Annotated in this window: 19 protein-coding genes; 8 read left to right on the top strand and 11 right to left on the bottom strand. The window is 70.3% G+C overall.

Annotated features, from left to right (window positions below; translation table 11 throughout):
• Positions 1-7: 7 nt before the first annotated feature.
• From ACIBN2_RS26050 to ACIBN2_RS26040, 3 genes are all read right to left on the bottom strand, one after another.
• Positions 8-1375, bottom strand: a complete 1368-nt coding sequence (locus ACIBN2_RS26050; RefSeq protein ID WP_399137684.1) for an ArsA family ATPase — start codon at positions 1373-1375, stop codon at positions 8-10.
• Positions 1372-2427 (bottom strand): ArsA-related P-loop ATPase, encoded by a 1056-nt coding sequence (locus tag ACIBN2_RS26045; RefSeq protein WP_399138222.1) that lies wholly within the window; start codon positions 2425-2427, stop codon positions 1372-1374. The genes ACIBN2_RS26050 and ACIBN2_RS26045 overlap by 4 nt, the downstream gene beginning before the upstream one ends.
• Before the next feature lie 325 nt (positions 2428-2752).
• A complete protein-coding gene (locus tag ACIBN2_RS26040; protein ID WP_399137682.1) occupies positions 2753-4438 on the bottom strand; it encodes a recombinase family protein in 1686 nt (561 codons plus the stop codon).
• Between ACIBN2_RS26040 and ACIBN2_RS26035 the strand changes: the two genes are divergently transcribed.
• From ACIBN2_RS26035 to ACIBN2_RS26020, 4 genes are all read left to right on the top strand, one after another.
• Complete coding sequence (locus ACIBN2_RS26035) at positions 4437-4610, top strand: DUF4177 domain-containing protein (protein WP_399137680.1); 174 nt, start codon at positions 4437-4439, stop codon at positions 4608-4610. The two genes, ACIBN2_RS26040 and ACIBN2_RS26035, sit on opposite strands and share 2 nt — an antisense overlap.
• Entirely contained in the window at positions 4607-5074 is a 468-nt protein-coding gene (locus ACIBN2_RS26030) for a RidA family protein (protein ID WP_399137678.1), read from the top strand. Before ACIBN2_RS26035 ends, ACIBN2_RS26030 begins: the two co-directional genes overlap by 4 nt.
• 118 nt (positions 5075-5192) lie before the next feature.
• The gene (locus ACIBN2_RS26025) at positions 5193-6068 is read left to right on the top strand and encodes an NUDIX hydrolase (RefSeq protein WP_399137677.1); all 876 of its coding nucleotides are present in this window, start codon (positions 5193-5195) and stop codon (positions 6066-6068) included.
• 2 nt (positions 6069-6070) lie between these two features.
• Positions 6071-6901: an MBL fold metallo-hydrolase gene (locus ACIBN2_RS26020; RefSeq protein ID WP_399137676.1), complete on the top strand. Its 831-nt coding sequence runs from the start codon at positions 6071-6073 to the stop codon at positions 6899-6901.
• Here ACIBN2_RS26020 and ACIBN2_RS26015 read toward each other — a convergent pair.
• A complete protein-coding gene (locus ACIBN2_RS26015; protein ID WP_399137674.1) occupies positions 6898-7716 on the bottom strand; it encodes a nucleotidyltransferase domain-containing protein in 819 nt (272 codons plus the stop codon). The two genes, ACIBN2_RS26020 and ACIBN2_RS26015, sit on opposite strands and share 4 nt — an antisense overlap.
• A gap of 60 nt (positions 7717-7776) precedes the next feature.
• Positions 7777-8451: a Crp/Fnr family transcriptional regulator gene (locus ACIBN2_RS26010; RefSeq protein WP_030942386.1), complete on the bottom strand. Its 675-nt coding sequence runs from the start codon at positions 8449-8451 to the stop codon at positions 7777-7779.
• A 276-nt stretch (positions 8452-8727) separates the two neighbouring features.
• On the opposite strand from ACIBN2_RS26010, the gene nth reads away from it, so the two are divergent.
• From nth to ACIBN2_RS25995, 3 genes are all read left to right on the top strand, one after another.
• Positions 8728-9648: an endonuclease III gene (gene nth, locus ACIBN2_RS26005; RefSeq protein ID WP_399137672.1), complete on the top strand. Its 921-nt coding sequence runs from the start codon at positions 8728-8730 to the stop codon at positions 9646-9648.
• Between the two features lie 91 nt (positions 9649-9739).
• Positions 9740-10435 (top strand): NUDIX hydrolase, encoded by a 696-nt coding sequence (locus ACIBN2_RS26000; protein ID WP_399137670.1) that lies wholly within the window; start codon positions 9740-9742, stop codon positions 10433-10435.
• Between the two features lie 119 nt (positions 10436-10554).
• On the top strand, positions 10555-11754 hold the full coding sequence (locus ACIBN2_RS25995) for a MarP family serine protease (RefSeq protein ID WP_393867269.1): 1200 nt from the start codon (positions 10555-10557) through the stop codon (positions 11752-11754).
• 21 nt (positions 11755-11775) lie between these two features.
• On the opposite strand, the gene ACIBN2_RS25990 is transcribed toward ACIBN2_RS25995, so the two are convergent.
• The 6 genes from ACIBN2_RS25990 to ACIBN2_RS25965 all read right to left on the bottom strand — a co-directional run bounded on the left by ACIBN2_RS25990 (position 11776) and on the right by ACIBN2_RS25965 (position 19924).
• Positions 11776-11958, bottom strand: a complete 183-nt coding sequence (locus ACIBN2_RS25990) for a hypothetical protein (RefSeq protein WP_399137668.1) — start codon at positions 11956-11958, stop codon at positions 11776-11778.
• Positions 11959-12085: 127 nt separating this feature from the next.
• On the bottom strand, positions 12086-13039 hold the full coding sequence (locus ACIBN2_RS25985; protein ID WP_399137666.1) for an alpha/beta fold hydrolase: 954 nt from the start codon (positions 13037-13039) through the stop codon (positions 12086-12088).
• Positions 13036-13551: a phage holin family protein gene (locus ACIBN2_RS25980; RefSeq protein WP_399137664.1), complete on the bottom strand. Its 516-nt coding sequence runs from the start codon at positions 13549-13551 to the stop codon at positions 13036-13038. Before ACIBN2_RS25980 ends, ACIBN2_RS25985 begins: the two co-directional genes overlap by 4 nt.
• Before the next feature lie 60 nt (positions 13552-13611).
• Entirely contained in the window at positions 13612-15048 is a 1437-nt protein-coding gene (gene nhaA, locus ACIBN2_RS25975; RefSeq protein WP_399137663.1) for a Na+/H+ antiporter NhaA, read from the bottom strand.
• Positions 15049-15271: 223 nt separating this feature from the next.
• Complete coding sequence (acs, locus tag ACIBN2_RS25970; protein ID WP_399137662.1) at positions 15272-17227, bottom strand: acetate--CoA ligase; 1956 nt, start codon at positions 17225-17227, stop codon at positions 15272-15274.
• A 213-nt stretch (positions 17228-17440) separates the two neighbouring features.
• Positions 17441-19924 (bottom strand): SulP family inorganic anion transporter, encoded by a 2484-nt coding sequence (locus tag ACIBN2_RS25965; RefSeq protein WP_399137660.1) that lies wholly within the window; start codon positions 19922-19924, stop codon positions 17441-17443.
• A 339-nt stretch (positions 19925-20263) separates the two neighbouring features.
• Between ACIBN2_RS25965 and ACIBN2_RS25960 the strand changes: the two genes are divergently transcribed.
• A complete protein-coding gene (locus tag ACIBN2_RS25960; protein ID WP_399137659.1) occupies positions 20264-21535 on the top strand; it encodes a hypothetical protein in 1272 nt (423 codons plus the stop codon).
• The last annotated feature ends 1 nt before the right edge of the window (position 21536 follow it).

Here is a 21536-nt window from a genome sequence, read left to right as displayed (position 1 = left end):
CCTCGGCTTAGTCCACGGCAGTCTCGGGCAGCTCCGGCCGATTGGCCGCGAGCCGGTCCCCGATGTCCCGCAGTCCCGCGAGATCGTGCACATCGCCGGGCAGCGCGGCCACTTCGGCCACCGCCACCTCGGGGTGGCGCGCGGTGAAGCGGTCACGCGTGCGCTGCTCACGGGAGAGCACCTGCATACGCTCGGCATGCAGCCTCAGCAGGCCTGCGGTGAGCCGCTCGACGCCCTGGTCCTCCTGATCCGGACCGGGGGAGCCGGGCTCGGACGGGGACGACTCGACGGGCGCGGATGCGGAAGATTCTGAACTGCCGTACGGGTCGGGAGAGTTACGAAGTCCAGCTTTCCCGCCGTCCTGATCGACAATGCGGGGCTCCACAAGATTTTCCGCGGCGGCGAGCGCACGCTCGGCCGACAGCCGGGCGGCGCCGCTGCCGTGGACGCGGTTGAGCACCAGACCCGCGAGCGGCATCTGCTCGGCCGCCAGCCGCTCCACGAAGTACGCCGCCTCACGCAGCGCGTCCCGCTCCGGCGCCGCCACCACCAGGAACGCGGTCCCGGGCGCCTGCAGCAGCTTGTACGTCGCGTCCGCGCGGGTGCGGAAGCCGCCGAAGGTCGTGTCCATCGCGGCCACGAACGTCTGGACGTCCTTGAGGAGTTGGCCGCCCAGCAGCTTGCCGAGCGTGCCGGTCATCATCGACATCCCGACGTTCAGGAACTTCATCCCGGCGCGGCCGCCCAGCTTGGCCGGCGCGGTCAGCAGCCGGATCAGCCGCCCGTCCAGGAACGAGCCCAGGCGCTTCGGCGCGTCCAGGAAGTCGAGCGCCGAGCGGGACGGCGGGGTGTCGACGATGATCAGGTCCCACTCGTCACGCGCCCGCAACTGCCCGAGCTTCTCCATCGCCATGTACTCCTGCGTGCCGGCGAAGCCGGCGGAGAGCGACTGGTAGAAGGGGTTCGACAGGATCGTGGCGGCCCGCTCGGGGTCCGCGTGCGCCTCGACGATCTCGTCGAAGGTGCGCTTCATGTCGAGCATCATCGCGTGCAGTTCGCCCGCGCCATCCACGTCCTTCACCCTGCGCGGGGTGTTGTCCAGCGAGTCGATGCCCATGGACTGGGCGAGCCGGCGCGCCGGGTCGATGGTCAGCACGACCACCTTGCGCCCGCGCTCGGCGGCCCGAAGGCCCAGGGCCGCAGCGGTGGTCGTCTTGCCGACGCCGCCCGAGCCGCAGCAGACCACGATCCGGGTCTGCGGGTCGTCGAGCAGCGGGTCGACGTCGAGCACGCGCGCGGGGGGGAGGTGGTGACGGCCGCTCTCCTGGTCTGCTGCCCGGGTGCTGTGCCCATCCGTTGCCGGGTCCGGACTCATGACATCCCCTGCTTCCGCAGCTCGGTGGCCAGCTCGTACAGCCCGGCCAGGTCCATGCCCTCGGTGAGCAGCGGCAGTTCGTGCAGCGGCAGGCCGAGCTCGCCGAGCACCGCGCGCTGCTCGTGCTCCAGCGCATAACGCTCGCCGTACTCCTCGGCCTGCTGCAGCAGGGGGGCCACCAGCTTCTCGGCGTTCCCACCCCGGCGGGCGCCGCCGAGTCCCGCCGAGGACAGTGCCTTTGCCACCGAGGAACGGGACATGCCGCGTACGAGTTCCAGTTCTGCCGCGTCCAACACCTCGGGGCGCACCATGTTCACCATGATCCGGCCCACCGGCAGCTTCGCGGCCCGCAGTTCGGAGATGCCGTCGGCGGTCTCCTGGACAGGCATCTCCTCGAGGAGCGTGACCAAGTGCACGGCCGTCTCCTTCGACTTCAGCACCCGCATCACGGCCTGCGCCTGATTGTGTATCGGGCCGATCTTCGCCAGGCCCGCCACCTCGTCGTTCACGTTCAGAAAGCGTGTGATGCGGCCGGTGGGCGGTGCGTCCATCACGACGTAGTCGTAGGTGAACCGGCCGCTCCTGTCCTTGCGGCGCACCGCCTCGCACGCCTTGCCGGTCAGGAGCACGTCCCTGAGGCCCGGTGCGATGGTGGTGGCGAAGTCGATCGCGCCGAGTTTCTTCAGGGCTCTGCCGGCACCTCCGAGCTTGTAGAACATCTGGAGGTAGTCCAGAAGGGCCAGTTCGGGGTCGATGGCGAGGGCGTACACCTCCCCGCCACCTGGAGCGACGGCGATCTTCCGCTCCTCGTAGGGCAGCGCTTCCGTCTCGAAGAGCTGCGCGATGCCCTGGCGCCCCTCGACCTCGACGAGAAGCGTCCGCTTCCCCTCGGTCGCGAGGGCCAGCGCTAGTGCGGCGGCGACCGTCGTCTTTCCGGTCCCGCCCTTGCCGCTGACGACCTGGAGCCTGCTCACGTCTTCGAGCCTAACCAGTCCGTGCACCAACCACGCGACAGCCTGTGGACAACTCGACCACGGGCGGTGGGCGGGCAGCGGCTAGAGGCGGCAAATGACCAAGGGGGAATACTAGAGTGTGTAGACACGCACGATGGCATACGAACCAGGGGTCTGACCAGTGACTGTGCAGCAGGAAGTGCTGGACCCGTCCCTCAGCGGGCAGTTGGGCCGCGCCTCAGGCGCGTTCGCTCACGAAGTAGCCACGGCCACTCACCACGTACACGAGGCCATCAGCGCGCAGGCTGGACACCGTGTGTAGCAACAAACAAAACGCCCCGCTCCGCTGGGTCTAGCAGCAGGAACGGAGCTGACCGGAAGGTTGGTCCGGCTGACGGAAAGACTAAAGATCTCCAGATGCGGGCTAAACCCATTCGATAGTCACGCGGCCATCGATCACAGCGCGCGCCTTGTTGCCCCGGCTCTTTTCGCTGGACAGTGCCTTGCGCACAACGATCCGCTTGATGAACAGCGCGACAAAGCTGCGGCGCTCAGCAAGAGTTGCCGACTCCCACCAGGAACCAGGGCCCATCGGATCGCCGTTGTCTGACTCGGTCCATCTGCTGATCGGCAGCACCATGGACCCTGTCTGGCCCAGTTCCTCAAGCCGGTTGTCCGCAGCGCGTAGCCGTTCCTGCTGGGTTTGGATGTCTTCCTGCCAGCGAGCACGGCCGATCGGGTCGCCCTCGAAAAGCTTCCCGTCCTCGTACAGCTGGTTGAGGGCACGCAGCGCATCAGCCCTATCCTGCAGCACGGTTTGCCGTTCCTGCCCTGTCTCGGGCGTTTCGTTGACCTCTGCGTAGTGCGCTGAGACCCGCTCAAGGACGCTGCGCGACTGCTCGTCCCACTCAGCAGCAGAGGTCAGCGCAAAGATACTGCGGACCACGTGATCGTCAAGCGCTGTGCGGCTGATGTAGCTGCGTCCCTCATGGTCGCCAGGCGTCCGCGTCAGCGGCTTGCCTGCCGGCCGGTTACAGAAGTAGCTGGGGCGGTCAGCGTTGTTGGCACTCATTGAGCAGCCGCAGGCGCAGATCATGATCCCCTGCGACGACAGCAGCGCCGTAGTCCTGTGTTCGTTCATGCGGGTTGGTCGCGCGTCTAGCCAGTCCTGTAGCGCGAACCAGTCAGCCTCGCTGAGAATCGGGTCCCAGGCTCGTAACGGCTTGCCCTCGGCGTCACGGTGGACACGATGGCCAGTCACGCGTCCCTGTGCGCTGTAGACCGCCTCAGCGTCGAATCCCGCGAGGTGCGGGTGACGCAGCATGCGAATCAGCGTCTTTGGGTGCCAGGCGCTGTCCGCTGTGCGCTTCCCGCGTGAGGCGCCCAGGGTCGGGACGGCTTCAGCGTTCAGCGTGGCGCACATGGAATGGACAGAGTCCTTGCCCGCCAGCAACTGCTTCGCAACGCGCTGGATGACCTCTGCTTCCGCAGGCTCTGTGACGAGCAACTGCACAGCTACAGGCTTGCCGTTGGGCGCGCTTCGCGTTTCCTGGCGCAGTCGCCGGCCGTACGGTGCCTTGCCTCCCACATATCCACCCAGGGAGCGAGCCAGCGTGGCAGCGTCCCGTACCGCCGTGCTTTTGTTCTTTGACTCCTGGTAGGCGGCATCCAGCCGGAAGATCAGGTGAATCAGGTCCATGAGCTCACCTGGGCGGAAGACACCTTCAGCGACCGAGACGATCGTTACACCCAGGGACATCAGCTCATTGACGATCGGGATGGCGTCCCGAGGTTCAAGACGAGACAGGCGAGCGATGTTGTAGACAACCAGGACGTTGATTCGGCCCAGTCGGCAGTGACGCAGCAGGCGTTCAAAGTCTGGCCGCTCAGTGCCGCTGTAGGCAGAGATGCCAACGTCTTCGTAGTGGCCGTGCCAGGTGGCTTCCCGCCCCTGCCTGGCAGTCTCAGCGGCGAATGACTCGAACCGTGCCGCGTTTGCCTCACGCTGGCTCGCTGGGCTGGCTTCGCTCCCGTTGACACGCCCGTAGGACTGCCGCGTATAGCCTGCAACGTGAAGATTCAAGCCGCTAACCACCTGGGGTGTTGTCATGGCTGATGCTAGCCATCGTTCTTGGGAATACGCAACTGTGCCGCTGCTCGTCCATGCTACGAAGCAGATTCTGGACACCTGGGGCGAGGACGGCTGGGAGCTCGTCCAGGTCGTGCCCGGGCCGAACAACCCCGAGCAGCTCGTCGCGTACCTGAAGCGGGAGAAGGCATGAGTGCCGTAGAGGCGAAGCTGACCGAACTCGGCCTGACCCTGCCGGAGGTCGTCCCGCCGCTGGCCGCGTACCAGCCGGCCGTGCAGTCGGGCGTCTACGTCTACACCGCCGGCCAGCTCCCCATGGTCGAGGGCAAGCTGCCCGTCACCGGCAAGGTGGGCGCGGAGGTCACGGCCGAGGAGGCCAAGGAACTGGCCCGCACCTGTGCCCTGAACGCGCTGGCCGCCGTCAAGTCCGTGACCGGTGACCTGGACCGCATCGCGCGCGTGGTGAAGGTCGTGGGCTTCGTCGCCTCGGCCGCCGACTTCACCGGCCAGCCGGGCGTGGTCAACGGCGCGAGCGAGCTGCTCGCCGAGGTCCTCGGCGAAAAGGGCGTGCACGCGCGCAGTGCGGTCGGTGTGGCGGTGCTGCCGCTGGACGCACCGGTCGAGGTCGAGATCCAGGTGGAGCTCACCGGGGCGTAGGCCCCGCTGTCGCGGAGCGGACCGGCGGCGCGGGCGCACGCGCCCGGCCACCGCTCTGACCTCGGGTCCGACCTGGGGGGCTCTCGAACATTCGCGCGCCACGGGATAGCCTCCGCCCATGGCGAATGGGCAGTGGTTTCCGCAGGACTGGCCGGAACGCATCCGTGCGCTCTCGGACGGCACGCTGACTCCGGTCGTCCCCAAGCGCGCCGCGACCGTCATGCTCCTGAAGGACACCGGCCGCGGCCCCGCGGTGCACATGCTGCGCAGACGCGCCTCCATGGCCTTCGCCGGAGGCGCGTACGCGTATCCGGGCGGCGGCGTCGACCCGCGCGACGACGAGCACCACGTCCGCTGGGCGGGCCCCACGCGCGCGTGGTGGGCGAACCGGCTCGGCGTGGACGAGGCGGCCGCCCAGGCGATCGTCTGCGCGGCCGTACGCGAGACGTACGAGGAGGCGGGCGTCCTGCTGGCCGGGCCGTCCGCCTCCTCCGTGGTCGGCGACACCACGGGCGAGGACTGGGAGGCGGACCGCGCGGCCCTGGTCGCCCGCGACTTCTCCTTCGCCGAGTTCCTGGACCGCCGCGGCCTGGTGCTGCGCTCGGACCTCCTCGGGGCCTGGACCCGCTGGATCACCCCGGAGTTCGAGTCGAGGCGCTACGACACCTGGTTCTTCGTGGCGGCCCTTCCGGACGGCCAGCGCACCCGCAACGCCTCCACGGAGGCGGACCGCACGGTGTGGATCCGGCCTCCCGAGGCCGCCGAGGGCTATGACAAGGGCGAGCTGCTGATGATGCCGCCGACCGTCGCGACCCTGCGCCAGCTGCTCCCGTACGGCACGGCCGCCGAGGCGCTCGCCGCGGCCCCCGGCAGGGACATGACCGCTGTACTGGCACGGGCCCGGCTGGAGGGCGGCGAGATCGTGCTGTCCTGGCCGGGGCACGACGAGTTCACCAAGCACATCCCGACCGACCTGCCGACCGGTGGAGCCTGAGCATGACGGACGCAGCAGCTCTTCCCGGTCAGCCGCGGGGCGGGGTTCTCACCGGCCCCGCCACCTCCCGGGCCGTCAACGTCCTGGCGCCCAACGCATCGGCGATGACCCTCGACGGCACCAACACCTGGATCCTGGGCGAGCCGGACTCCGGCCTGGCCGTGGTCGTCGACCCCGGCCCGCTGGACGAGGGCCATCTGCGCAACGTCGTGGACACGGCCGAGAAGGCCGGCCGGCGCATCGCGCTCACGCTGCTGACCCACGGCCACCCGGACCACGCGGAGGGCGCCGCACGCTTCGCAGAGCTGACCGGCACCAACGTGCGCGCCCTGGACCCGGCGCTGCGGCTGGGCGACGAGGGGCTGGCCGCCGGGGACGTGGTCACGGTCGGCGGCCTGGAGCTGGCCGTCGTGCCGACCCCGGGCCACACCTCGGACTCCCTCTGCTTCCATCTCCCGGCCGACCAGGCGGTCCTGACGGGCGACACGGTGCTGGGCCGCGGCACGACGGTCGTGGCGCACCCCGACGGCCGTCTGGGCGACTACCTGGACTCGCTGCGGCGGCTGCGGTCGCTCACCGTCGACGACGGCGTCCACACCGTGCTTCCCGGCCACGGCCCCGTCCTGGAGGACGCCCAGGGGGCCGTCGAGTTCTACCTCGCCCACCGTGCCCACCGCCTCGCCCAGGTCGAGACGGCGGTCGAGAACGGCTACGGGACCCCGTCCCAGGTCGTCGCACACGTCTACGCGGACGTGGACCGCTCCCTGTGGCCGGCGGCCGAGCTGTCGGTGCGGGCGCAGCTGGACTATCTGCGGGAGCACGGGCTCATCTAGCCCCTGGGGCTCTTCACGCCGTGCACGCGCGCGTACTCCTGCGCGAGCCACGGACCCAGATCCTCGACGTAGGAGCGCAGTACGGCGGCGTCACCGGTCGGCTCCCGGCCCCGTGCGGCCGCGGCGCGCATCTGCTCCGCGCGCTCGGGGTAGTACGCGCCGAACGCCTCGGCCATCTCCGTGAGATCGCTGGTCCAGCCGTTCCAGCGGGGCATGACGAGCGTGAATCCGGTGCGCACCAGATGCCGGGACATGAACCGCACGAGCGGCCGCCGGGCCGTCTCGGTGTCCTCGGCCTCCGCGATCCGCCGCCGCCAGCGTGGCAGCAGCAGGGCGAGGTCCCCGTTGGTCTCGCGGGCGAGCCGGGAGTCGGGCCGGTAGCGGGGCAGGTACTCGGCGAGGTCCTCCCCGAGCAGCGGGGTGCACATACAGGCCACGAACCAGCCCAGGTCGTACGTCTCCGCCGCGCTCAGCAGCCGCGCCCGGCCGTACAGCAGCGTGCCGACACCGTCGATCTGCGGGTGCTCCTTGGCGACGGCCTCCTCGAGGGTCCGCAGGCCGGCCCGGTCGGCGTCCGACGGCTCCTCCTGCAGCGCGACGAGCAGATCCAGATCGCTGCGTCCCACGCGCGCGGTGCCGCGCGGGATCGACCCGTAGAGATACGCGCTGTGCAGCCGCGCCCCGAACGCCTCCAGCAGCCGGTCCCGCGCGGAGGCGACGACTGGCCGGAAGACGCGCGGGATGCGGCCGAGAGAGCCTTCGCGCTCGATGTAGCCCTGGGGATCGAGACCCTTGGCGGTCGCGTTTTCGGCCATGGGCTCACTAAAGCAGCCTGTCCGGGGGCCGGGCCCCCGGAACACAGACGGGAGTGAACGTCAGCGGGACCGCTTGGCGAGCCGCTCGACGTCCAGCAGGATCACGGCTCGCGCCTCCAGGCGGAGCCAGCCGCGCTGGGCGAAGTCCGCCAGCGCCTTGTTGACCGTCTCGCGGGACGCGCCGACCAGCTGGGCCAGCTCCTCCTGCGTCAGGTCGTGGACGACGTGGATGCCCTCCTCGGACTGCACGCCGAAGCGGCGGGAGAGGTCCAGCAGGGCGCGCGCGACACGGCCGGGGACGTCGGAGAAGACCAGGTCGGACATCGCGTCGTTGGTCTTGCGCAGCCGGCGGGCGACGGCGCGCAGCAGGGCGCCGGCCACCTCGGGGCGGGCGCTCAGCCATGGCTGCAGGTCGCCGTGGCCCAGACCGAGCATCTTGACCTCGGTCAGCGCGGTGGCCGTGGCGGTCCGCGGGCCCGGGTCGAAGAGCGACAGCTCGCCGATCAGCTCGCTGGGGCCGACGACGGCGAGCATGTTCTCGCGGCCGTCGGGGGAGGTGCGGTGAAGCTTCACCTTGCCCTCGGTGACCACGTAGAGCCGGTCTCCGGGGTCGCCCTCGTGGAAGAGCGCGTCGCCGCGCGCGAGGGTCACCTCGCTCATGGAGGCGCGAAGCTCCGCGGCCTGCTCGTCGTCGAGCGCCGCGAAGAGCGGGTTGCGCCGCAGAACGTCGTCCACGAGTACTCTCCTTGTCGACCTGCTCAGGGGATCTTGCTCCCCCTTGGTACCAGGGGAGCGTGTTCCCCATCTTGCCGGACGGTCCAAACAGTGTGATCTGTCACAAGGATGCCGCACACCTGTCCCGGGGTAAGCGGCAGGGGTCCAATTGGGGGCCGGTCCCCCGGGTCCGGGGCGGATGTCAGTGCCGGGCTCTAGGCTGGCCGGGTGTCCAAAACGCCGGTGAGAGCACAGGCCAAGGGGGCTGGGCGGGTGGTTGTACGTCGTGATTCCGCTGTGGGCGAACAGAACCCCGGCGGTGGAAGAAAACCGGCGAAGGTGACGAAAAGCGCTCCGGCGAAGAAGCCCGCCGTTGCGCCCAGGAAGGCGGCGGCCGCGGTCCAGGACGCCCCTCCCGCCAAGGCGGCCGGCAAGCCGCCGAAGGAGGAGTCGCGCACCGCGCTGGTCCGCCGCGCCCGCCGGATCAACCGCGAGCTCGCCGAGGTGTATCCGTACGCCCACCCGGAGCTGGACTTCGACAGCCCCTTCCAGCTCGTGATCGCCACGGTCCTGTCGGCGCAGACCACCGACCTCAGGGTCAACCAGACGACGCCGGCCCTTTTCGCCAAGTACCCGACCCCCGAGGACCTGGCCGCGGCCAACCCCGAGGAGGTCGAGGAGATCCTCCGCCCGACCGGCTTCTTCCGGGCCAAGACCAAGTCCGTCATGGGGCTGTCCAAGGCGCTGGTGGAGCAGTTCGGCGGTGAGGTCCCCGGCCGGCTCGAGGACCTGGTCAAACTGCCCGGCGTGGGCCGCAAGACCGCCTTCGTCGTGCTCGGGAACGCCTTCGGGCGGCCCGGCATCACCGTGGACACGCACTTCCAGCGGCTGGTGCGGCGCTGGCAGTGGACGGACCAGACCGACCCGGACAAGATCGAGGCCGCCGTCGGCGCGCTCTTCCCCAAGAGCGACTGGACCGACCTCTCGCACCATGTGATCTGGCACGGCCGCCGCATCTGCCACGCCCGCAAGCCCGCCTGCGGCGCCTGCCCCATCGCCCCGCTCTGCCCCGCGTACGGCGAGGGCGAGACGGACCCGGAGAAGGCGAAGAAGCTCCTCAAGTACGAGAAGGGCGGCTTCCCGGGCCAGCGCCTCAGGCCCCCGCAGTCCTACCTCGACGCGGGCGGGAAGCCGGCCCCGCCGCTGGGGGCCGGATGACGGGCGCCATGACGCGCCGGGCCACCGGTCGGGCGGCTCAGGAACGATCTCGGGCACCCGGGACGTTGGACACGGCAGGACGGGGGTGGCGATGACGCGCGCGAGCGAGACGCAGGGTGGGCCGGTGACGCTCAGCACCGAGGGGCTGCCCGAGTGGCTGGAGCCGGTGGTCCGGGTCGTGGAGACGGTGCAGCCGCTCCAGCTGAGCCGCTTCCTGCCGCCGAAGGACGGGGCGGGACGGCAGTCCGCCGTGCTGATCCTCTTCGGTGAGGGCGAGCGCGGCCCCGAACTGCTGCTCATGGAGCGGGCGAGCTCCCTGAGATCGCATGCCGGGCAGCCCTCCTTCCCGGGCGGCGCCCTCGACCCCGAGGACGGCGACCCGAAGGCGGACGGGCCCCTCCGGGCCGCTCTGCGCGAGGCCGAGGAGGAGACCGGGCTCGACCCGGCCGGCGTCCAGCCCTTCGGTGTCCTGCCCAGGCTGTACATCCCGGTCAGCGGCTTCGTGGTGACCCCCGTGCTGGGCTGGTGGCGGGAGCCGACCCCGGTCGGGGTCGTCGACCCGAACGAGACGGCGCGGGTGTTCACGGTCCCCGTGGCGGATCTCACGCACCCCGACAACCGCGCCACCACGGTGCACCCCAGCGGCCACCGAGGTCCGGCATTTCTGGTCGAATCCGCCCTGGTGTGGGGCTTCACGGCCGGAATCATCGACAGAGTGCTGCACTACGCCGGCTGGGAGCGCCCCTGGGACCGCGACAAGCAGGTCCCGCTCGACTGGCGGTCATGACAGGGTGTCTGCCGTGCTGTGTCTTCCCGGGGGACGCCGTATCGGATCGCCGCTGCGCGGCGGGCCGGCCCCCGGCCGACCTGAGGTGACCGCAGAGTGATGAGGCGAGGCTCGAACCGGTGAACGTGCTGGACATCCTGTTGCTGGTCGCCGCCGTGTGGTTCGCGATCGTGGGCTACCGGCAGGGCTTCGTCGTCGGCATCCTGTCGGTGATCGGCTTCCTGGGCGGCGGTCTCGTCGCCGTCTACACCCTGCCCGTCATCTGGGACGCGCTGACCGACAACTCCGAGGTGAGCACGACCGCCGCCGTCGTCGCGGTCGTGGTCGTCATCGTCTGCGCCTCGGTCGGCCAGGCACTGACCACCCACCTGGGCAACAAGCTGCGCCGGTACATCACCTGGTCGCCGGCCCGCGCCCTGGACGCGACCGGCGGCGCCCTCGTCAACGTCGTCGCGATGCTCCTGGTCGCGTGGCTGATCGGCTCGGCCCTCGCGGGCACCACGCTGCCCACCCTCGGCAAGGAGGTCCGCAGCTCCAAGGTGCTCCTCGGGGTCTCCCGGGCTCTGCCCAACCAGGCCGACACCTGGTTCGCCGACTTCTCCTCGGTGCTCGCGCAGAACGGCTTCCCGCAGGTCTTCAGCCCGTTCGCGAACGAGCCGATCACCGACGTCCGGCCCCCGGACCCGGCCCTCGCGAACAGCCCCGTCGCCACGCGCGCCAAGCGCTCCATCGTCAAGGTCATGGGCACCGCGCAGAGTTGCGGCAAGGTCCTGGAGGGCAGCGGCTTCGTCTTCGGCGACCGCCGCGTCATGACCAACGCGCACGTCGTGGGCGGCGTCGACGAGCCCACCGTCCAGATAGGCGGCGAGGGCAGGAAGTACGACGCGAAGGTCGTCCTCTACGACTGGCACCGCGACATCGCCGTGCTCGACGTACCCGATCTCAAGGCGCCGGCCCTGAAGTTCACGGCCACGGACGCCCGCAGCGGCGACAGCGCGATCATCGCGGGCTTCCCGGAGAACGGCTCGTACGACGTCCGGGCGGCCCGCGTGCGGGGCCGCCTCCCGGCCAACGGCCCGGACATCTACCACCGGGGCACCGTCCGCCGGGACGTCTACTCGCTGTACACGACCGTCCGCCAGGGCAACTCCGGCGGCCCGCTGCTCACGCCCGAGGGCGGGGTCTACGGCGTGGTCTTCGCCAAGTCCCTGGACGACGCCGACACCGGGTACGCGCTCACCGCGGACGAGATCCAGGAGGACATCGTCAAGGGGCGTACGGCGAACCAGCAGGTGGACAGCGACAGCTGCGCCCTCTGAGGCTTCGCGGGAGAGGGGGCGTCAGCCCCGGGTGTGACGCAGGCGTACGGAGACCCAGCGTGCCCTGCGGCGCAGGATGCGCGGGATGCCCACCCGGAGGTCCGTGCCCGCTGTCTGCGGGGCGGCGCCCCGCTGGTGGGAGCTCAGGCCGCCGGCCGAGCGTCGGGTGCGTGCCGCGTCACTGTAGTCGTGCGTCCAGCCCATACCCCGACGTCTGCCCCTGCCCCAAGGTCGATAACCGCTCCCAGGACGCCCAATTGGCCTATGCGCCAGGCAATTGGCTGTTCGTCGGACACGCGTTCCGGTCCGGATACCGGGCGCGTCCGATCGGTCACCTATCGGGTTCGGGATCCTTCAGCCAATTGACCAGTTCTGTGGTGAAAGCGACCGGATCCTCCTCGTGCGGGAAATGGCCCAGTCCGTCGAACAGCCGCCAGCGGTACGGCGCTTCGACGTACTCGCCGGAACCGGCCGCGCTCCGCGTGCGCATCACGGGGTCGAGCGAGCCGTGCAGATGGAGGGTCGGCACCCGCAGCGGCCGCTTCATCCGCCGGTTGAACTGGATGCCGTCCGGGCGGGCCATCGAGCGGACCATCCAGCGGTACGGCTCGATCGAGCAGTGGGCCGTGGAGGGAATGCACATCGCGCGCCGGTAGGTCTCCAGCGCCTTGTCGTCGGCCAGGTTCGGCCCGGACCACTCGCGGATCAGCTCCCCGACGAGCGCGCCGTCGTCCGCGATCAGCTGCCGTTCGGGGATCCAGGGGCGCTGGAACCCCCAGATGTAGGAGCCCGCGCGCGTCTGCTTGACGTCCGAGAGCATCGCCGAGCGCCAGCGCCGGGGATGCGGCATCGAGGCGACCGCGAGCCGCCGTACGAGCTTCGGCCGCATCACGGCCGCCGTCCACGCCAGATAGCCGCCAAGGTCGTGACCGACCAGCGCGGCGTCCGGCTCGCCCAGGGAACGGATCACGCCGGTGATGTCGAGCGCGAGGTTCGCGGGGTCGTAGCCGCGCGGGGTGCGGTCGCTGCCGCCGACGCCGCGCAGGTCCATGGCGACGGCCCGGAAGCCCTCGTCGGCGAGCGCGGTCAGCTGGTGCCGCCAGGTCCACCAGAACTGGGGGAAGCCGTGCAGCAGCAGGACGAGCGGCCCGTCGCCGACCTCGGCGATGTGGAAGCGCGCGCCGTTGGCGGCGACGTCGCGATGCGTCAGCTTCGTCCCGTCGGGGAGGACGCCGGGCCGTACGACCGAGGCCGGCTGCGCCGAAGGTGTGGCGGGATCCGTCATGAGGATGAGCGTGCCACAGCCTCGATGGCCTCGGGGGCCCGCTCCTCGAGAGCGGGGGGCTCGGGACGCGGGTGCGGCTTGGCCTTCTGCAGCACGTTCGCCGTCTCCTTCATGGACGCGGCGACCTTCTGCGGGCCTTGGCCCTTCTTCGCCTTCTTCGCGAAGACGACGCCGACCAGCGCGAGGACGCCGGCGATGAGGACGTTGGCCGCGAAGGAGAGCAGGAAGCACCAGCCGAGGTTCCAGCCGCCCTGGCCGTTGTGCCCGCCGGTCCAGGCGTGAATGCCGTACGCCAGCGCGAAGTTGAGCATCGGCAGCGAGAACACGAGGATGGCGGCGGCCACCGTGAACGAGCCTCCGCTCGTCGCGCCGCGCTTGACGTCCTGCTTGAGCTGCGCCTTGGCCAGGGCGATCTCGTCGTGCACCAGCGCCGACATCTCGGCCGTCGCCGAGGCGAACAGCTGGCCGATGCTGCGTTCGGCGCCGACCGGGCTGCCGTCGGGTGCGCTCATCGCGGTCTCCCTCTTCTGCCGTACTGCTTTCGAGCGGTCCTTTTGTACCGTCCCGTCAGATCATGCCGGACGGTGGTTGTCCTCGCCTGCCCCGCCCGGTACTTCGGCAAGCGCGCGTCGCTCGGCGGCCTTCAGTTCGGCGAGCCTGCGGTGCTCCGCGGCCTTGCTCTCGAAGATCGCGGCCATCCGCAGGTGGTAGGCCGGATCGTCCTGTTCGTAGATGTCCGGGACGCCGTCGAGGTCGTCGTCGCGCTCCTCGTCCTCGCACAGCCTGCGGTACCTGGCGTTGCGTATCTTCAGCAGCACCGTCGCGAACAGGGCCGCGATCAGCGACCCCGTGAGAACGGCGGCCTTGACCTCGTCCGTCAGTACGGCGTCCCCGGCGAAGGCGAGTTCGCCGATCAGCAGCGACACGGTGAAGCCGATGCCGGCCAGCGTCGCCACGGCGAACACGTCGGCCCAGGCGAGGTCCTCGCTCAGCGAGGCCCTGGTGAAGCGGGCCGTCAGCCACGTACCGCCGAAGATCCCGGCCGCCTTGCCCACGACGAGCCCGAGGACGACGCCCAGCGTCTCCGGCTTGGTGAACACGTCCCCGAGCGCCCCGCCGGACACCACGACGCCGGCGCTGAACAGGGCGAACAGCGGCACGGCGAGACCTGCCGACAGCGGCCGTACGAGATGCTCGACGTGCTCGCCGGGGGAGTGCGCCTCGCCTTCACGGCGGTGGCAGCGCAGCATCAGGCCCATGGCGACGCCCGCGATGGTGGCGTGCACGCCGCTGTTGTACATCAGTCCCCAGATGACGAGGGCGAGCGGGACGTACACGTACCAGCCGCGCACGCCCTTTCGCAGCAGCAGCCAGAAGACCGCGAGGCCCACGACGGCGCCGCCGAGCGCGGCGAAGTCGATGGTGCTGGTGAAGAACACCGCGATGATCAGGATCGCGAAGAGGTCGTCGACGACGGCGAGGGTGAGCAGGAAGGCGCGCAGGGCGCTCGGCAGGGACGTGCCGATGACGGCGAGGACCGCCAGCGCGAAGGCGATGTCGGTGGCGGTGGGCACCGCCCAGCCACTGAGCGAGCCGTGGCCGGTGAGGTTGGTGAGGGCGTAGACGAGTGCCGGTACGGCCATCCCGCACAGGGCCGCGACGACCGGCAGGGCGGCCGCCTTGGGGTCGCGGAGATCACCGGCGACCAGTTCGCGCTTGAGCTCGATGCCGGCGACGAAGAAGAAGACCGCGAGCAGCCCGTCGGCGGCCCAGTGCGCGACCGAGAGGTTCAGGCCGAGGGCCGCGGGGCCGAAGTGGAAGTGGCTGACGCTCTCGTAACTGCCGTGCAGCGCGGGTACGTTCGCCCAGATCAGCGCGGTGACGGCGGCCACGAGCAGCAGCACACCACCGACCGTCTCGGTGCGCAGCGCGTCCGCGACGAAGGTCCGCTCGGGCAGGGAAAGACGGCCGAGAACCTTGCGGGCGGGGTTGGTGCGGGACGCGGCCACGGTGGGGACCTCCGGTCGGTGGGCAGCACGAACTCCTTGCCGACCAGACTTCCCGGCGCACCTTTGCTTAGTTTACCTAAGGTGCAGACGGAGGAATCCGGCGATCCCTACGTTAGGCGCGAAAAGGGCACCCGGCGCGCCTGTCGCCGGGTGCCCTTCCCTGCCGTACTCGGTCCTCGCCGGACTCCTAGACGTACTCCTCGACGGACTCCTCGCCGGGCGGTCAGTCCTCGCTCGGCGCCGAAGGCAGCTTGGTCTGGATGAGGTCCATGACCGTGGAGTCCGTCAGCGTCGTCACGTCGCCGAGCTGGCGGTTCTCGGCGACGTCGCGCAGCAGGCGCCGCATGATCTTGCCGGAGCGGGTCTTGGGCAGCTCCGCGACCGGCAGAATCCGCTTGGGCTTGGCGATCGGGCCGAGCGTGTTGCCGACGTGGTTGCGCAGCTCGGCGACCAGGTCCTCCGTCTCGGAGGCCGTGCCGCGCAGGATCACGAAGGCGACGATGGCCTGCCCGGTGGTCTCGTCCGTCGCGCCGACGACGGCCGCCTCGGCGACCGACGGGTGCGACACCAGCGCGGACTCGACCTCGGTGGTGGAGATGTTGTGGCCGGACACGAGCATCACGTCGTCGACACGGCCCAGCAGCCAGATGTCGCCGTCGTCGTCCTTCTTCGCTCCGTCACCGGCGAAGTACTTGCCCTCGAAGCGCGACCAGTAGGTGTCGATGAACCGCTGGTCGTCGCCCCAGATGGTGCGCAGCATCGACGGCCACGGCTCGGTGAGCACCAGGTAACCGCCGCCGCCGTTGGGCACCTCGTTCGCCTCGTCGTCCACGACGGTGGCCGAGATGCCGGGCAGCGGGGTCTGCGCGGAGCCGGGCTTGGCCGCGGTGACGCCCGGCAGGGGCGAGATCATCATCGCGCCGGTCTCGGTCTGCCACCAGGTGTCGACGACCGGCGTGGTGTCGGCGCCGATGTTCTTCCGGTACCAGATCCAGGCCTCGGGGTTGATCGGCTCACCGACCGAGCCCAGGACACGGAGGCTGGACAGGTCGAACTTCGCGGGGATGTCGTCGCCCCACTTCATGAACGTACGGATCGCGGTCGGCGCCGTGTACAGGATCGTCACCCCGTACTTCTGCACGATCTCCCAGAAGCGGCCCTGGTGCGGGGTGTCCGGGGTGCCCTCGTACATGACCTGGGTCGCGCCGTTCGCCAGCGGCCCGTAGACGATGTACGAATGCCCGGTGACCCAGCCGACGTCGGCCGTGCACCAGTACACGTCGGTCTCCGGCTTGAGGTCGAAGACGGCGTGGTGCGTGTACGCGGTCTGCGTGAGGTAGCCGCCGGAGGTGTGCAGGATGCCCTTGGGCTTCCCCGTCGTGCCGGACGTGTACAGGATGAACAGCGGGTGCTCGGCGTCGAACGCCTCCGGCGTGTGCTCGGCCGGCTGGCGGTCCACCACCTCGTGCCACCACACGTCCCGGCCCTCGGTCCAGGCGACCTCCTGGCCGGTACGGCGGACCACGAGCACGTGGTCGACGTTGTCCACACGCGCGACGGCCTCGTCGACGGCCGGCTTGAGCGCGGACGGCTTGCCGCGCCGGTAGCCGCCGTCCGAGGTGATGACCACCTTGGCGTCGGCGTCCTGGATGCGGGTGGCGAGCGCGTCGGCGGAGAAGCCGCCGAAGACGACGGAGTGCGCGGCGCCGATCCGGGCGCACGCCAGCATCGCGACCGCCGTCTCCGGGATCATCGGCATGTAGACGGCGACCCGGTCGCCCTTCTGTACGCCCAGCTCCAGCAGGGCGTTGGCGGCCCTGCTCACCTCGTCCTTGAGCTCGGCGTAGGTGATGGCGCGGCTGTCGCCGGGCTCGCCCTCGAAGTGGATGGCGACGCGGTCGCCGTGCCCGGCCTCGACATGGCGGTCGACGCAGTTGTACGCGACGTTGAGCTCGCCGTCCTCGAACCACTTGGCGAACGGCGGGTTCGACCAGTTGAGCGTCTGCGTGGGCTCCTTGGCCCAGGTCAGCCGACGTGCCTGCTCGGCCCAGAAGCCGAGCCTGTCAGCCTTGGCCTGTTCGTACGCCTCCGCCGTGACGTTGGCGTGCGCGGCCAGGTCGGCCGGCGGCGCGAAGCGTCGCTCCTCCTTCAAGAGGTTGGCCAGGCTTTCGTTGCTCACGACATCTCCCTTTCTCAGGGTGTCCGTTGTGTCCTGGGCCACAGCTCATCAGACCCGGGGGGCCGATGACAAGGGCAGACGGGAAAGTGGTTTAGACCTTTCGGCGGGTTCTGCGGCTCGCGTCGTCATCCGTACCCACGGACCCCGGAGAGAGGGAGTTCAGCCTTTGTAACGCCTCTCACATCCCGATCCACCGGCACCGCACAAAGACGGTCACATCTTTCCCGGTCCGGGCGGGTCGGACAGGCCGGCCGCCTCCACATGGCCGAACACCTCGTCACCGTCCGCCCCCGTGAGCAGATACGCCTGCGCCTCACCCACCTGGAAGTACATCCCGTGCAGCTCCAACGCGCCGGCCCGCAGGGCCCGGGCCACCGACTCGTGGGCGCGCAGGTGGTCCAGCTGCTGGACCACGTTGGTCAGGCAGAGCCGCTCGACCGCGTCGGACGGAGCCCGGCCCGCGAGCCGGGCCCACGGCCGGTCGTCGTCGGCCATCCGCTCCAGGCTCGGCAGCCCGTGCCGCAGCCACCGCCTGAGCGGTGTCGCGGCGCCGGTGGGTTCGGCGGTGAGCAGCGCCTGCATGGCTCCGCAGCCGGAGTGCCCGCACACCGTGATGGACCGCACCTTCAGCACGTCGACCGCGTACTCGATCGCCGCCGCCACCGAGTCGTCGCCGCCCTCCTCGCCCGGCAGCGGGACGAGGTTGCCCACGTTGCGCACCACGAACAGGTCACCGGGTCCACTGGAGGTGATCATCGAGGTGACGACCCGGGAGTCGGCGCAGGTGAGGAAGAGCTGGGACGGCCGCTGCCCCTCCCGGGCCAGACGGGCCAGCTCACCGCGCACCAGCGGTGCGGTGTTGCGCTGGAACGCGCTGATGCCGCGCGCCAGTTGGCGTCCGCCGGGGCTGCGGGTGCCTGTGCCTGCGCCGGTGCTTGTGCCGGTGCCGCGGTGCGGTCTGTCCCGCTCGCCGAGCGCACCGGGGGTGCCGGCGGGCCGCGTGGACCCGGGCCGCTCGCACCGGTGGTTGCGCCATGGCGTCCAGGGGCGGCATCGGCAGCCGACGGACTCGCCCTGGAGCCTTCCGGTCTGGGCCTCGGTCTCGGTCTGGGCCTCGGTCTCGGCTTCGGCGCGAGGCGTGGGCTCGTCGGTGCGCGTACCGGTTCTGCGGCCCGCCACCTCGGCGGTGCCGCCACGTGCGGTGTGCGTGTTCTGCCAGTCCTGCAGTGATTCGTACGCCGCGTGGTCCATGAACGACCCGTCCAACTCCACGACGGCGTGGACGCCTTGGGGTACGAGATGCAGGGCCCGGCTGAGCCGCGGCACCGCGAGGAACGTCAACTGGCCCCGGACTTCGACGTGATGGACCCCTTTCCTCTCCTCGTGCGTGATGCGGGTGCGGGCGAGGCGGTGCATGGCGACGGCGACGGCCACGGCGATCCCCAGGGCCACACCCTGCAGCACGCCCATAAGCACGACGCCGAGGGTGGTGACGGCGTACACCAGCACCTCGCGGTGGCGGGTCACCGTGCGGATGTGGTGCAGGGACACCATCTGGATGCCGACGGCCATCACCAGGGCGGCGAGTGCGGCGAGCGGGATGCACTCCAGGAGCGGGACCATCAGCAGCGCGGCGGTCACTACGAGAACGCCGTGCAGCATCGTGGAGTTCCGGCTCACGGCACCGGCCTTCACATTCGCCGAACTCCGCACCGCCACGCCGGCGACCGGCAGTCCGCCGAGCGCGCCGGAGACTACGTTGGCGGCGCCCTGCCCGAGCAGTTCGCGATCGAGGTCGGCGCGGCGGACGCGGGCGGTCAGGCCGGGCCGCGCCGCCACCAGCTTGTCCACGGCGACCGCCCCGAGCAACGACTGCACGCTGCACACGAGGGTGGTGGTGAGCACGGCCGCGGTCAGGCCGAGCACCGGGCCCTCGGGTAGTCCGGCCAGGGCGTGGCTGCTCCAGGACGGCAGGTCGACCCTGGGCAGGCTCAGCCCGGCGAGGGTGGCGGCCACGGTGGCGCCGGCCACGGAGACGAGCGCCGCCGGGATCCTGCGCAGTGCACGACCCGCCCGGCCCGGGATTCGCGGCCAGAGCAGCAGCAGCGTCAGGGTCAGCGCGCTGACGGCCACGGCTGCGGGGTGCAGGTGCGCCAACTGGGCGGGCAGGGCCCGGAGGTTGGCGAGCACGGAGCTCTGCGGAGTCCCGCCGAGGACGATGTGCACCTGGGCGACGGCGATGGTGACGCCGATGCCGGCGAGCATGCCGTGCACGATGGCGGGGCTGACGGCGAGTGCGGAGCGCGCCACGCGCAGGCAGCCCAGGCCGAGCTGGGCGAGGCCGGCGAGCACGGTGATGGCACAGGTCGTACGCCAGCCGTACTGGTGGATGAGGTCGGCCGTGACCACCGTGAGTCCTGCGGCGGGTCCGCTGACCTGGAGCGGGCAGCCGCCGATCCACCCGGCGACGAGCCCGCCGACCGCGGCGGCGACGAGACCGGCCTGGAGCGGGGCGCCGGTGGCGAGGGCGATGCCCAGGGACAGGGGCAGGGCGATCAGGAAGACCGCGATCGAGGCCGACAGGTCGGCTCCCGCGACGCGGAAGCGGCGGTGCGGGGCCTGCGGCGGGCTGTGGGGCTGGTGGACGTGCTCGGTCCGGGTCTCGTCGGTGGCGTGGGTGGGGGCACAGGCTGACATGGTTCCCGTCTCCTCCGGGGCAGCGCGGTCGCGGATCTGGTCGTCCCCGTCGATGGGCGGGGGTGTCGGTCGCGGCCGTGGGTCACGGCGTGCAGCGGCGGGATGCATCAACGCTCGGTAAACAGATCGTAATTCAGAGTAAAGGCCAGGCATAGACTTTCCTGGCAAATGGGTTATCAACTCATTCCAATGAGTGAAGCGGGCATTTCATCGGCTTGTCGTACTAATTCCTTCTCGGCCCCGTGCGACCTTGGCGGCGCTGTCGGGCCTTTCCCGGCAAAACACCAGAAAACGCCCTCATCGGCGTTGGCCTGAGAGAAGGAAGAAGGTGAGCGGAACATGGCCGCCACCCACAGGATCACCGCGGGTGCCATGATCGCCGCGGCCTGTGCCGCATCCGTCGCCGGCTGTGCGCTCGGCTCCAACGGCCACAAGGACGGTGCGCCCGGTCCGCAGAAGGCCAAGCCGGCCCGGGCGCCGGGGAACGTCGTCCGGTTGATCGGCGACGGCTCCACCGCCTACACCGGAGCCCAGCCGCACCTGCCGAGACCACAGCGTCTCAAGCCCGGCCAGAAGCCCCCGCAGTTCGTCGTCTTCTCCTGGGACGGCTCGGGCGAGGACAGCCAGAAGCTGTTCTCCCACTTCCGCAAGGTCGCCAAGGCCAACAACGCGACGATGACGTTCTTCCTCAGCGGCGTGTACATGCTGCCGGAGGAGAAGCGCGACCTCTACGAGCCGCCGCAGCACTCGCCGGGCCGTTCCGACATCGGCTTCAACGACGAGAAGGGCATCTCCGACACCGTGAAGCAGTTGCGCCTGGCGTGGCTGGAGGGCAACGAGATCGGCACCCACTTCAACGGCCATTTCTGCGGCAAGGACGGCGGGGTCGGCGAGTGGTCGGTCGATGAGTGGAAGAGCGAGATCTCGCAGGCCAAGCAGTTCGTGAAGACCTGGAAGACCAACACCGGAATGAAGAAGGCGGCCCCGCTGCCCTTCGACTACGACAAGGAGCTGATCGGCGCGCGCACGCCCTGCCTGGAGGGCCAGAAGAACTTCATGCGGGCCGCGAGCCAGATGGGCTTCCGCTACGACACCAGTGGCGTCAACGAACAGCTCTGGCCGAAGAAGAAGGACAGCCTGTGGGACCTGTCGATGCAGCTCGTGCCCTTCCCCGGGCACTCCTACGAGCAGCTCACCATGGACTACAACTTCATGGTCAACCAGTCCGGCACCCAGACCCAGGGTGACCCCGACAAGTACGACTACTGGGGCGACCAGATGCGCGACGGCCTGCTGGCGGGCTTCCGCCGCGCCTACGACGGCAACCGCGCGCCCCTGATCATCGGCAACCACTTCGAGTCCTGGAACGGCGGCACCTACATGCGGGCCCTCGACGAGGTCGTCGCGAAGGTCTGCAACAAGCCCGAGGTGCGCTGCGTGTCCTTCCACCAGCTCGCCGACTGGCTGGACGCCCAGGACCCGAAGGTCCTGGCGAAGCTGCGCGGCCTGAACGTCGGCGAGGCCCCGAAGCAGGGCTGGGCCCGCTACCTGTCGGGCAGCCCGGCCCCGGCTCCGAAGGGTGCGCCGGGGGCGCCGCCGGCCAAGGGGTAAC

It is taken from the genome of Streptomyces sp. NPDC050534 (genome assembly GCF_044457745.1).
GTDB lineage: Bacteria > Actinomycetota > Actinomycetes > Streptomycetales > Streptomycetaceae > Streptomyces.
The sequence above is the reverse complement of the archived record's forward strand: the minus strand, read 5'-3'. Positions and strand labels throughout refer to the sequence as shown.